General features: G+C 66.6%; 13 protein-coding genes. 6 read left to right on the forward strand and 7 right to left on the reverse strand.

Annotation, left to right across the window (positions count from 1 at the left end):
• Window positions 1-34 precede the first annotated feature (34 nt).
• Window positions 35-439 (forward strand): arsenate reductase ArsC, encoded by a 405-nt coding sequence (locus QMK22_RS12330; RefSeq protein ID WP_283497943.1) that lies wholly within the window; start codon window positions 35-37, stop codon window positions 437-439.
• Between the two features lie 92 nt (window positions 440-531).
• Here the strand turns inward: QMK22_RS12330 and QMK22_RS12335 are convergent, their stop codons facing one another.
• The 5 genes from QMK22_RS12335 to QMK22_RS12355 all read right to left on the reverse strand — a co-directional run bounded on the left by QMK22_RS12335 (window position 532) and on the right by QMK22_RS12355 (window position 5,476).
• Complete coding sequence (locus QMK22_RS12335) at window positions 532-846, reverse strand: metal-sensitive transcriptional regulator (protein ID WP_283497944.1); 315 nt, start codon at window positions 844-846, stop codon at window positions 532-534.
• Window position 847: 1 nt separating this feature from the next.
• A complete protein-coding gene (locus QMK22_RS12340) occupies window positions 848-1,150 on the reverse strand; it encodes a rhodanese-like domain-containing protein (RefSeq protein WP_283497945.1) in 303 nt (100 codons plus the stop codon).
• Window positions 1,147-2,823, reverse strand: a complete 1,677-nt coding sequence (locus QMK22_RS12345) for an FAD-dependent oxidoreductase (protein WP_283497946.1) — start codon at window positions 2,821-2,823, stop codon at window positions 1,147-1,149. Before QMK22_RS12345 ends, QMK22_RS12340 begins: the two co-directional genes overlap by 4 nt.
• 176 nt (window positions 2,824-2,999) lie before the next feature.
• Window positions 3,000-5,252, reverse strand: a complete 2,253-nt coding sequence (locus QMK22_RS12350) for a heavy metal translocating P-type ATPase (RefSeq protein WP_283497947.1) — start codon at window positions 5,250-5,252, stop codon at window positions 3,000-3,002.
• Complete coding sequence (locus QMK22_RS12355) at window positions 5,252-5,476, reverse strand: heavy-metal-associated domain-containing protein (protein WP_283497948.1); 225 nt, start codon at window positions 5,474-5,476, stop codon at window positions 5,252-5,254. The genes QMK22_RS12350 and QMK22_RS12355 overlap by 1 nt, the downstream gene beginning before the upstream one ends.
• 131 nt (window positions 5,477-5,607) lie before the next feature.
• On the opposite strand from QMK22_RS12355, the gene QMK22_RS12360 reads away from it, so the two are divergent.
• Both QMK22_RS12360 and QMK22_RS12365 read left to right on the forward strand, forming a co-directional pair.
• The gene (locus QMK22_RS12360; protein ID WP_283497997.1) at window positions 5,608-5,925 is read left to right on the forward strand and encodes a metal-sensitive transcriptional regulator; all 318 of its coding nucleotides are present in this window, start codon (window positions 5,608-5,610) and stop codon (window positions 5,923-5,925) included.
• 101 nt (window positions 5,926-6,026) lie between these two features.
• Window positions 6,027-6,713 carry a response regulator gene (locus QMK22_RS12365; RefSeq protein WP_283497949.1) on the forward strand — a complete coding sequence of 229 codons (687 nt, stop codon included), beginning with the start codon at window positions 6,027-6,029 and terminating at the stop codon, window positions 6,711-6,713.
• Here the strand turns inward: QMK22_RS12365 and QMK22_RS12370 are convergent.
• The gene (locus QMK22_RS12370; RefSeq protein ID WP_283497950.1) at window positions 6,613-8,373 is read right to left on the reverse strand and encodes a GAF domain-containing sensor histidine kinase; all 1,761 of its coding nucleotides are present in this window, start codon (window positions 8,371-8,373) and stop codon (window positions 6,613-6,615) included. The genes QMK22_RS12365 and QMK22_RS12370 overlap by 101 nt on opposite strands.
• A gap of 67 nt (window positions 8,374-8,440) precedes the next feature.
• Complete coding sequence (locus QMK22_RS12375; protein WP_283497951.1) at window positions 8,441-9,295, reverse strand: universal stress protein; 855 nt, start codon at window positions 9,293-9,295, stop codon at window positions 8,441-8,443.
• Between the two features lie 262 nt (window positions 9,296-9,557).
• Here QMK22_RS12375 and QMK22_RS12380 point away from each other — a divergent pair, with 262 nt between their 5' ends.
• The 3 genes from QMK22_RS12380 (at window position 9,558) to QMK22_RS12390 (ending at window position 12,198) form a co-directional block, all read left to right on the forward strand.
• Entirely contained in the window at window positions 9,558-10,613 is a 1,056-nt protein-coding gene (locus QMK22_RS12380; protein ID WP_283497952.1) for a zinc-dependent alcohol dehydrogenase family protein, read from the forward strand.
• Window positions 10,614-10,638: 25 nt separating this feature from the next.
• On the forward strand, window positions 10,639-11,205 hold the full coding sequence (locus QMK22_RS12385) for a flavodoxin family protein (protein ID WP_283497953.1): 567 nt from the start codon (window positions 10,639-10,641) through the stop codon (window positions 11,203-11,205).
• Between the two features lie 126 nt (window positions 11,206-11,331).
• Complete coding sequence (locus tag QMK22_RS12390) at window positions 11,332-12,198, forward strand: universal stress protein (RefSeq protein ID WP_283497954.1); 867 nt, start codon at window positions 11,332-11,334, stop codon at window positions 12,196-12,198.
• Window positions 12,199-12,548 lie beyond the last annotated feature (350 nt).

Genomic DNA, 12,548 nt, shown 5'->3' on the forward strand with positions numbered 1-12,548 from the left:
CTCGTTTAGTTCACCCTCGAGAAAGAAGAGTTCTATGAAACCCTCCGTACTGTTCGTCTGCGTGCACAACGCCGGCCGTTCGCAGATGGCCGCCGGCTTTCTGACCGCGCTGTCCGAGGAGCGTGTCGACGTGTTCTCGGCCGGTTCCGAACCGAAGGAGCAGATCAACCCGGTGGCGATCGCAGCGATGGCCGAAGAGGGCATCGATATCGCCGGAAACGTGCCGAAGATTCTCACGATCGAGGCGGTCAAGCAGGCCGACGTGGTCATCACCATGGGCTGCGGCGACGCGTGCCCGATCTTTCCGGGCAAGCGCTACGAAGATTGGCAGCTCGACGACCCGGCCGGTCAGGGGATCGAGAGCGTACGGCCGATTCGCGATGAGATCAAGGCCCGAGTCGAGCATCTGCTCGCCGAGCTCCTGCTCGCCCGCCCCTAACTCTCTTAATTGCCCGGGCCCGGGCCCGGAAAGCGGGCCCACGATAGATCATGGGCCCGCTTGCAGAAGGTGGGCCCGGCAAGCGGATGCTGCTACGCGAGCGTCAGAAACAACTTCTCCAGCTCCGGCACGGTGAGCGAGTTCTCGTTGTCGGGGTTGGCCAGGCAATCGCGCATCGCCGTGGACACGATGACGAAGCCCGCCTTATCCAAAGCGCTCGACACCGCGGCGAGCTGGGTGACGACGTCGCGGCAGTTGCCGCCGCCCTCGACTGCGGCGATCACCGCGGTGAGCTGGCCCTGCGCGCGCCGCAACCGGTTCAGAATCTTCTTCTGCTCGGCCGCCTGCGTGGCGACGGCCGCAGCAGCGGCGCCAAGCTCAGGGTCAACAGCGGCTTCGATCGCCATCTCAGGCCCCCTGCTCAACGGGAAGGCCGGCCTGCCGCCAGGCGCCGGTACCCCCGGCAATGTTGATGGCGTCGTGGCCGTGCGCGGCCAGGTATTCGGCCACCTGCCCGCTGCGTCCGCCGGCGGCGCAGATGACGTGCACCGGCACATCCGCTGGAATCTCGCCGATTCGCGCAACGACCTCGCCCATGGGAATGTTCGTTACGCCGGGCACGTGGGCCTCGTCGTACTCCCACGTTTCGCGCACGTCGATAACGACGGGTGCGGTCAGCGTGGACAGCTCGGTGACGGTGATTTCTTTCATACCAGAACCCTTTCAACGGTGGGGGACAAACTAAGGCTAGATGTTCCGGCGAGCCAGGTGCGGTAGCCGCCGTCGAGATTGCGCACGTCGAATCCATGCTGAGACAGAATACGCGCTGCGGTGTGCCCGCGCTGGCCGACCTGGCAGTGCACGATCAGCCGCACCCGCGGCAGCTCCCCCAGCCGATCGCGCAGCTCATCGAGCGACACGTTGAGCGCACCGGGAATGTTGCCGGCGGCAAATTCGCCCGCCGATCGCACGTCCACGAGCACCGCGCCCGAGACGCGCGCCTCCGCCAGCTCGTGCCATTGCACGTTCACGCTGGTTTTCCGCGCCAGGTTGTCGGCGACGTAGCCGAGCTGGTTGATCGGGTCCTTCGCCGAGGAATACTGCGGCGCGTAGGCAAGCTCCAGGCGGGCCAAAGCGGATGCCCCCAACCCCGCCGCCATCGCCACCGCGAGCACGTCGATGCGTTTGTCCACCCCGGCACCGCCCACGATCTGGGCACCGAGAATGGCATCGGACTCGGCATCGATCAGGAGCTTGATGGACATCCCCTCCGCGCCGGGGTAGTAACCGGCGTGGCTGGAGGGGTGCGTGTGCACGATGCGGTGGGCGCGGCCGGCCGCGATCAGACGCTTTTCGCTCCACCCGACCAGGGCCACGGTCAGGCCGAAGATTCCGAGGATTCCGGTGCCGAGAGCCGGGGCGGCATGCTCGGCGGTGCCGGAAATACTGTCGGCGACGGAACGCCCGTGGCGGTTGGCGAGTCCGGCCATGGTGATGAGCACGCCGGAGCGGTCGATGGCATCCGTTTTCTCAACACCGTCGCCGACCGCGAAGATGCGCGGGTCACTGGTGGCTTGCGTGCCGTCGACCCAGACGCCGCCGCTTTCACCGATTCGAAGGCCCGCCTGCTCGGCGAGCGTCACGTCGGGCGTTACGCCACTGGCGTCGATCACGAGGTCGGCGGGCACCGTCGTGCCGTCGCTGAGCCCCACCCTGCCGGGCTCAGCGGCTCCGGTGACGGTGGTATTCAATCGCACATCGACGCCGCTCTCGCGCACCCGATCGAGCACCGGCGCGGCCATTTCGCCATCGAGCGGGGTGAAAATCTGTGGCCCACGCTGCACGAGGGTCACGTGCAGGCCGCGGTGCACCAGGTTTTCGACGGCTTCGAGACCGATGAATCCACCGCCGATGACCACAGCGGATGCCGTGCCCCCGTCGGCATGAACGTCGGCTAGAACCGCCGTGATGTGATCGACGTCGTCAACCGTGCGCAGCGTGTGCGTGGGAATGGCGCTGTCGGTCGCGGCGGAGCGGGCCGTGGCACCGGCGGCGAGCACGAGACGGTCGTAGTCTTCGACGCTCTCGGCACCGGTGAGCAGATTGCGCACCGAGACGGTCTGGGCCACGCGGTCGATCTGCACGACCTCGGTGTCGATGCGCACGTCGAGGGCGAAGCGGTCTTGGAGGGATTCGGGGGTCTGCAACAGCAGCTCACGGCGATCGCGGATGACTCCCCCGACGAAATAGGGCAGGCCACAGTTCGCGAACGACACATAGTGGCCGCGTTCGAACACGATGATCTCGGCCGTCTCGTCGAGTCGACGCAATCGGGTAGCCGCCGACATGCCACCGGCAACTCCGCCTACGATAACAATTTTCACATTTGCCTCCAGTATCAGGATGCCCCAGCGGGTATCGCCGCACAACTCGCGAGCCGGTTTGGCGGCATCCGTTCGCTCAGGGCCCACCTTATGCAACCGGGCCCATGATCTAGCCTGGGCCCAGTTTCCGGGCCCGGGCCCGGAAACAGGAGCAGGCCCGGAAACTGGAGCGGGCGCTAGGCGGGGAGCGCCCGAAAACCTCGCAGGCGCAGGCTGTTGGTCACCACGAAGATCGACGACAGTGCCATCGCGGCACCGGCGATCAGCGGGTTCAGCAGCCCGGCCATCGCGAGCGGAATCGCCGCGACGTTGTAGGCGAAGGCCCAGAACAGGTTGGCCTTGATCGTTCCGAGGGTACGCCGAGACAAGCGGATGGCGTCCGCCGCCGCGAGCAGGTCGCTGCGCATCAGGGTCAAATCGCTCGCCTCGATCGCGACGTCCGTGCCCGACCCCATGGCAATGCCTAGGTCTGCGGTCGCGAGCGCGACGGCATCGTTCACGCCATCACCCACCATCGCCACCACGTGGCCCTGCGCCTGCAACTCCCGAATCACCTTGGCCTTATCGGCGGGCAGCACTCCGGCGGTCACGTCGGTGATGCCACACTCGGCCGCGACGCTGCGCGCCACGATCTCATTGTCACCGGTCACGAGCATGGGCGTCAGACCGAGCGCACGAAAGCGCGCAATCGCGGCGGTGCTGGTGGGCTTGATCGTGTCGGCGACGGTGAGCACGCCACGCACCTGGCCCGCCCAGGCCACCATGACGGCGGTTTTTCCGAGCCCCTCGGCGGTGGCCATCATGGCCTGCATCGAGACCGGAACGGTGATGTGCCACCGGTCGGTGAGCCAGGCCGGTCGTCCGACCAGAATCTCGCGTCCCTCCACCGTGGCCTGCACGCCGAGCCCCTGCTCCGACGCAAACGTGGTCGCGTCCGGCAGCGTGCCGATCCGCGCGCGCGCTCCCTGGGTGATGGCGCGAGCGATCGGATGCTCCGACCCGCTCTCGGCCGCCCCGGCCAGTTTCAGCAGCTCATCTTCGTCACCGCACTCGTACACCTCAACGGTCGAGAGGGTCATTCGCCCGGTGGTGACCGTGCCGGTCTTGTCGAGCACGATCGTGTCGACCCGGCGCGTGGATTCCAGAACCTGGGGTCCCTTGATCAGAATGCCCAGCTGTGCGCCACGCCCGGTTCCCACCAGCAGCGCGGTCGGCGTGGCCAGCCCGAGCGCGCAGGGGCAGGCAATAATCAGAGTCGCCACGGCCGCGGTGAAGGCCATCGCCGCGCCGGCGCCGACCAGCAACCAGCCGGCCAGGGTGGCCAGGGCCAGCCCGATCACGATCGGCACGAACACTCCGGAGATCCGGTCAGCGAGGCGCTGCACCTCGGCCTTGCCGGTCTGGGCCTGTTCCACCATGCGCCCAATATGGGCCAGTTCGGTGTCGGCACCGATTTGGGTGGCCCGCACCACGAGCCGCCCGCCGGAGTTCAGGGTGGCACCCACGACACTGTCACCGGGTCCCACCTCGATCGGCACCGATTCGCCGGTGAGCAGGCTCGCATCGATAGCGGATGCGCCATCAACGATCACGCCGTCGGTCGCGATTTTCTCGCCCGGCCGTACGACGAACTGGTCACCGACCACGAGCTGCGCGGTACTGATGCGGCTCTCCACACCATCCCGCAGCAGCGTGGTCTCTTTGGCGCCGAGCTCGAGCAACGCCTGCAGGGCAGCACCGGAGTTGCGCTTGGCGCGCGCCTCCGCGTAGCGACCGGCCAGAATGAACACGGTGACAGCGGATGCCACCTCGAGGTAGATCTCGTTGGCGCCGCTACCCGGAGTCGCCGAGAACTCGAAACTCATGGTCATGCCGGGAGCACCGGCCAGACCGAAGAACAGGGCGTAGAGCGACCAGCTGAGCGCGGCGAGCACGCCGACGCTCACCAGGGTGTCCATGGTCGCAGCGCCGTGGCGAGCGTTCACCCAGGCGGCGCGATGAAATGGCCAGGCACCCCAGACGGCGACTGGGGCCGCGAGGGTCAGGGCCAGCCACTGCCAGTTCGTGAACTGCAGCACGGGAATCATCGACAGGGCGGCCACCGGCAGGGCCAACGCGCTCGAGATGATCAGGCGTTGGCGCAGGGCCGACACCTCGAGGGCTGCGGCGTCTGGCGCGCCTTCGGGTGTGGCCGCCACGCTGGGCGGCAGCGGCCGCTCGGCCGTGTAGCCGGTGGCCTCAATGGTCTTGATGGCATCGTCAATACTCGTATCGGCGGGCAACACCACGCTCGCCTTTTCGGTGGCGTAGTTGACCGTGGCGGAGACGCCGGGCATCCGGTTCAGTTTTTTCTCAATGCGGGCGGCACACGAGGCGCAGGTCATACCGCCCACGAGAAGGTCGACCGGCTGGCCGAGGTCGGCGGCCATCAGGCGGCGGCTACCAGCTGGTAGCCTGCTTCCTCGACGGCGGCGGCAACCAGGGTGCGGTCCAGCGCATCGGCGCTCGTGACGGTCACCCGCGAGGTGCCGCCCTTAACGAGGTCAACACTCACGTTTTCGGCGCCCGCGATGAGCCCGATCTCTTCGGTCACGCTCGCAACACAGTGGTTGCAGGTCATTCCTGCAACGGAATAGGCGGTGGTGGTGCTCATAGTCAAACCTCACTGACTTCAACCCCCGAATGAGCATTCATTCGGAGATACCCCTTGGGGGTACTTGTCCACCCTATACCCCGAGGGGGTAAAGTGTGGGTATGGTTCCGAACGATGCAGAGGACAGTGTGATGACCGAGTCAGACCCGGGTGAGACCCACGACGGCCCGCACGGCTATATCTCCAATAAGGATGCCTACCTCAAGCGCCTGCGCCGAATCGAGGGGCAGGCCCGCGGGCTGCAGGGCATGGTCACCGACGACAAGTACTGCATCGATATTCTCACCCAGATCTCGGCCATGACGAGCGCGCTCGAATCGGTCGCCCTCGGCTTGCTCGACGACCACCTCAATCACTGCGTGTTGCACGCGGCCATGGCCGGCGGCGCCGAAGCCGAGGCCAAGATGACGGAGGCGTCGGCGGCCATCGCCCGCCTGGTGCGTTCCTAAGGAACGGACCTTTGGCCCTAGTCTCCGGGCGTGACCGCGCGCAACACTGTTAACACCCAGAGCGTTAATAGTTACTGCCCGGCCCCATCCGAAGGATCACCATGAACCTGCCACCCAGCGCAGCCCCGACGACGGCCGAGGTGACCGACGCCGCTCCCATTCGCGTTTTCATTCTCGACGACCACGAGCTGGTGCGCCGCGGCCTGCGCGAACTGCTCGAGGGCGAAGGCTTCGACGTCGTCGCCGACAGTGGACTGGCCACGGAAGCCATCGGCATGATTCTGCAGCTACAGCCCGATGTGGCTATTCTCGACGCCCGCCTGCCCGACGGCACCGGCATCGAGGTCTGTCGCGACGTACGCTCGGTCGATCCCGCACAGCAGTGCCTTATTCTCACCAGCTACGACGACGAACAGGCGCTGCGTGGCGCGGTGCTGGCCGGCGCGGCCGGCTACGTGCTCAAAGAAATCCGCAGCACCGACCTGCTCGGTAAAATCCGTCGAGCCGCCGCCGGTGAATCCTTGTTCGACCCGGCGGTGAAGGCCGGCATCATCGCCGGTCTGGCCGACCCGCAAGACGCCCGACTGGCGTCACTCACCGCGCAGGAGCGCAAGGTGCTCGACCTGATCGGCGGGGGCCTGACCAACCGTGAAATCGGTCAGACCATGTTTTTAGCCGAGAAGACGGTTAAGAATTACGTGTCGTCGATGCTGGCGAAGCTAGATTTTCAACGCCGAACCCAGGCTGCCGTGTACGTTGCGAAACGTGGAGACGCACACCAACGGTAATTTCCGGCACCGGCACCGACCAGCGCAGCCGGGTTCCCTCGCCCGGGGTGCTGCGCACCGAGAATTTACCGCCGAGCAGCGCCGCACGTTCCTTGAGATTGTCCAGGCCGCTGCGCCGCGTGGGCTTGTTGAAACCGCACCCGTTGTCCGCAATGACGACCTTGATGCGATCCAGCTGGGCATCAACCGAAATGTCGATCGAGCTCGCTTGGGAATGCCGGGCAGCATTACTGAGCCCCTCCGAAAGTACCGCGAGCAGGCTGCTGCTCAGATCGTCGGCGAGCGGCGAATCAATCGGTCCCGATAAGCGGATGCGCGGAGCGAACGGCATACTCTGCGCCCCCTCCTTGATCACGCCCAGAATGCGGCTGCTCAGCGTGCCGGTGTCCTGGGCCATTCCGCGCAGCGAATAGATCGTGTCGCGCAATTCTCGAATGGTGTCATCGAGCTCGGTCGTAACGGCGTTGATGCGCTCCAACGCGATGGGATCATTCGTGAACCGCCGCAGGCTCTGCATGCTCAGTCCGGCCGCGAACAGCCGCTGTATCACCAGGTCGTGCAGGTCGCGGGCGATGCGGTCGCGATCGCCGAGCACGGCCTGTTCTTCGCGCATACGGTGCACCGAGGCCAGTTCAAGGGCGAGCGAGACCTGAGCGCCGAACACCGCGCTCATCTCCACGTCGGTGACGCTGTACGCAGCGGATGCCGGCGCCCGCGACAGCAGGATCACGCCCTGTCCCGCGCCGGCCGGCCCGAGCGCTGCGATGAGCGTGGAGCCCAGCTGCGACCACGGGGCGGCGGATTCGGGAGCGGCATCCGTACTCTGCAGGGGCGGCGTGGCGAGCGACAGAGACCGGCCGGTCTCCTGCAGTTCGCGCAGAACGTCGGTCTGCAACAGCACGGTCGTACCGACCAGGCCGGCTGCCGTACCACTGCTGCCCGTCGTGGCGCCGGCCGCAGCCGCGCAGTACAGGCTGTCATCGGTCGGAAAACCGATCACGGCCAGATCGGCACCAGACGCCGCGAGCACCCGCTCGGCGACGACGTCGAGGCCGTTCTCGCCGTCGTCGGGTCGCAGCAGGTCGCGGCTCATGGCAGCGACCGCTTCGAGCCAGCGTCCGCGGGCCCGGGCTTCGTCGTAGAGGCGGGCGTTCTCAATCGTGACGCCAGCGGCTGCGGCGAGCGCGACGGCCAGCTCCTGGTCTTCGTCGGTGAAGTCGCCGCCCCCCATTTTCTCGGTGAGATAAAGGTTGCCGAAGACGGTGTCTCTAACGCGCACCGGAACGCCCAGAAAGGACTTCATCGGCGGGTGATGGGCGGGAAACCCGAACGAGTCCGGGTGGTCGTGCAGGTCGTGCAGGCGAATGGGGTGCGGTTTGCGAATGAGCAGACCCAGCACGCCGTGCCCGACCGGAAGCGGACCGATTCGATGCACGGTTTCTTCGTCGAAGCCGACGGTGACGAAGTGACTGAGCGCCTGGTCGGAGCCGATCACGCCGAGTGCGCCGTACCGGGCCTGCACGAGCTGGCAGGCCGCGGTGACGACACGTTCGAGTACCGCCTCCAGGCTGAGGTCTTCAGCCACCGACACGACGGCGTCAAGCAGACCGCGCATGCGGTCCTGAGTGAGGGCAAGTTCGGTGGCGGTCTGATCCGTCATCGTGGTCGACCCCCCTTCAGCACGCCATCTGGTGTTCTAACCTTGGCATGACTTCGGGGGGTTAACCCTACGAACGGGTGGTTCTGGTGACAATTGTCGGGCAGGTGATGTGCAGCAGCACCTCGTGGCTGACCGATCCCATCAGCAGCCGCTGCAGCGATCCGCGACCCCGAGTGCCGACGACGAGCAATTGGGCGTGCTTGGCGGCAGAGACAAGCGCCCGCGCCGGTGATTCATCGGATTCGAGAATCTGGTGCACCACGAGGTCCGGATAGTGCTCGGTGAGGCCGGCCACGCTCTCCGACAGCACGACGCGTTCCTCCTCCATCCGCTCGTTCACGGCGTCGGCGGGGATGCTGCGCAGCACCCGACGATTCGGCAGGCGCACCGCGTAGAGGGCGAACAGTTCCTGGCCGGTGCGGTCAGCCTCCGCGGCGGCGAACGCCACCGCGGCGACAGAGTCAGCCGAACCATCGACGCCGACGTACACACCGGAGCGCACTTCATCGGGCAGCGCGGGGATGACGGCGACGGGGCAGGTCGACAGGGCGGCGATCTGCAGGCTCACACTGCCGAACAGCTCGCCCTCAACCCGGCCCTTTTGGTCCGTGCCCACGACGATGAGAGCAGCGTCTTTCGACAACTCGCTGAGCACGCGCGGGGCGCTGCCGGTACGCAGCTCGGTCTGGGTGACGACAGTGGGGGCCAGGGTCGCCGCCCGCTCCGCGGCGTCGGCGAGCAGCTTCTTCTCCGCGTCGAGGATGGAATCGTAGTAGCCATAACCGTCGGCCAGCCAGGTTTCGTACACGGTGTGCATGAGGGTCACCGGGCTTTTCACCGTCTCGGCCCGGGTCATGGCCCACGCCAGGGCGGTCTCGCCGGCAGCTGAATCATCAATGCCAACCACGATCGTCCGGTTCATCGCTCTACCTCGTTCTAAATCGGGGGGCGCAGCAGTGCAATCCCGCTACGAGCGAAAAGCTGATGCCCATCGCCTTGAGTCCATCCTGTCAGCCAACGCATCGAACCAATAGGGCCGGAAGTCCCGATTGGGCTGATATTTGGTGGCAACCGGCGAAGGCGACGCGAGGGGACTTTCGACCCTAGTCGCACGATCTTTTCGGTCGTACCGTAACTATGACGGGTGGATCAGCCGCCCATTTTCGCGAATCAAGGAGATATCCGTGAAGGCACTTGTCTATGGCGGCCCCGGCCTGAAGAGTTGGACCGACGTTCCCGACCCGACGCTGCACAGTGCGACCGATGCCATCGTGCGTGTGGACACCACAACCATCTGCGGCACCGACCTGCACATCCTCAAGGGCGACGTTCCCGCCGTCACGGTGGGACGCATCCTCGGCCATGAGGGTGTCGGCACGATCACCGAGGTCGGCTCGGCGGTGAGCAACCTGCAGGTCGGCGACCGGGTCATCATTTCCTGCATCAAGAGCTGCGGCCACTGCAGCAACTGCAGCAACGGGCTCTACTCGCACTGTCTCGGCGACGAGGGTGCCTCAGGCATCGGCTGGGTGTTCGGTCACCTCATCGACGGCACCCAGGCCGAGTTCGTGCGCGTGCCCTACGCCGACAACTCCCTGCACAAGCTGCCGGAGGGGGTCAGCGACGACCAGGGCGTCATGCTCAGCGATATTCTGCCGACCGGTTTCGAGATCGGCGTGCAGTACGGCCGGGTCAAGCCCGGCGATGTGGTCGCCGTGATCGGCGCGGGCCCGGTTGGCCTCGCTGCCATCGCCACCGCCGGCCTCTACGGGGCCGCCACCATCATCGCGATCGACCTCGACGAGAACCGCCTGGAGCGGGCTCGCGACTTCGGTGCCACCGACACGGTCGTGTCCGGTGCCGCCGATTGGAAAGACCAGGTGTTGGCGCTCACCGACGGCGCCGGGGTGGATGTGGCCATTGAGGCCGTCGGCATTCCGGCGACCTTCACCATGGCCACCGAGATCGTGCGCCCGGGCGGCAACGTCGCCAACGTGGGCGTACACGGCAAGCCCGTCGACCTGCACCTCGAGAACCTGTGGATTCAAAACATCAACATCAGCATGGGACTGGTCAACGCCAACACCACGAAGATGCTGCTCAAGCTCGTGGCGAGCAAGAAGCTGCCGGCCGAGAAGCTAGCCACGCACCACTTCAGCTTCGACCAGTTTCTTGAGGCCTACGACACCTTCGGTCGCGCCGCCGAAACCAAGGCGCTCAAGGTTGTCATTTCCCGTTAGTTCGCAATAATCTCTTGGAGGCACCATGCGCGCCCTGATCGTTTTCGAATCGATGTACGGCAATACCCGTCTCGTCGCCGAGGCGATCGGGCGCGGCCTGGCGCCGGCCGAGGTGATCCTGATCCCCGCCAGCCAGGCGGCTGGAGTGGACCTGAGCAATATTGACCTGCTCGTGGTCGGCGGCCCCACCCACGTGCACGGCATGAGTCGGCCCAGCACCCGGCGGGGCGCCATCGACGCCGCCGTCACACCCCAGCACATCCTCCATCTCGAAGCGGATGCCGCCGGCAACGGAGTGCGGGAATGGCTCGACTCCCTGCACGGGCTGACCTGCCGGGCCGCAGCATTCGACACCCGCCAGGAGGGGCCGGTGTTGCTGACCGGGCACGCCGCCAAGAGCATCGGCAAGCACCTCCTCGAAGCGGGCGCCGATCTGGTGTCCGGCGCGACGAGTTTTCTGGTGACCAAGAGCATTGCGTTGGTGCCGGGCGAGGTTCGCCGCGCCGAGGCGTGGGGTGCCGTGCTCCTGCAACGGTCGACCGCCGCGCCGCAGCATCCGTTTCTGAACACCGGCTCGCTCGACACCGCGTGACAATAGTTCGCGACGTGACTTAAGGCCCTACGCGGGGGAACCGGTCGTGACTAATCTGAGTATTAGTCGTTGGTGATGGTCACGAGATCCCCCTCGTGCTGCTGCACCACGGGAGGGATCGAGCTCATGACGCACACACCCACACCGAGCCAGACTGTGGTGGCCTGGGACGGAACGGACCCCGCCAAATCAGCCCTGGATTGGGCCCTCGCCCGATCCGCCGACGGCGGCGAGTTCACCCTGGTGCACGTCCTCGATCACACGGTGTCATCGGCCGACTACTTCGTGGAGGAGTCCACGGTGGAGCGCGCCCGCGAGGTGCTCACGGATGAGGCCGACCGGGTGGGCCAACAGCACGCGGCACTCACCGTGCACGCCGATCTGCGCTCGGGTGACCCGATCGCGGAGTTGCGCGGGTTGAGCGGCGCAGACACCCTCGTCGTGGTGGGAACTCACCGCCGCCGCGGATCAACCCTGCGCTATGAATGGTCGCTGGGCGCCCGGCTGGCCAGTTCGGCCAACGGACCGGTCGCGATCATTCCGGAGAGTGACAACATGAACCGGACGGGCATCGTGGTCGGCGTCGACGGTTCGGCCGCTTCGGCGGCCGCCGTGGACTTCGCTGCGGCGGAGGCCGATCGCACCGGCCAGGAACTGCACGCGATCCACGCCTGGCAGGAACCGCTGGTGTGGCGCGACACGTCCCAGCCCGACGCCCGGTTTCTGCAGTCCATCGAGAGCTCGCATCGACGCATCCTCGACGAGTCGCTGCTCGCGGTGTCGCGGCGGTTTCCGGCACTCCACATTCGTGCCTCGCTGCTGCGCGGCGCCCCGCAGTCGGCGCTTCTCGACGCCGCCCACGGTGCCGCTCTACTCGTGGTGGGCAACCACGGGCTCAAGGGCGTCACGAAGCTGTTGCTCGGTTCGGTGAGCCACTCCATCGTGCTCAACATCCAGTCCCCCCTGGTAGTAATCCCCGCCCCGCCCGTCTAGCCCCCGCGCCGCCCGCCCGCCTTCTCGCCCCGCCCGCCCTCCTTTGCCCGGGCCCGGGCCCGGAAAGTGGGCCCATGCTAGATCATGGGCCCACTTGCATAAGGTGGGCCCGATGCACGCAAATCACGCCGGTGCACGGCATTCACGCCGGTGCACGACATCCAGGCCAGCGCACGCGGATTATGCAGGTGCGCGGAGTTGCTGTGGCGGGCATCCGCTGCCTCGCGCCGCCTTGCGCGGGAGGTACGCCGGTACGCGGGAGTTCGGGCGTGGCCGCAACTCCCGCGTACCGCGACGGGCGGGAGTTGCGGGGGGGGGGGGGGGGGGGGGGGCGCCCCCCCCCCCCCCCC

The sequence above is a fragment of the Cryobacterium sp. PH29-G1 genome (assembly GCF_030063365.1).
GTDB lineage: Bacteria > Actinomycetota > Actinomycetes > Actinomycetales > Microbacteriaceae > Cryobacterium.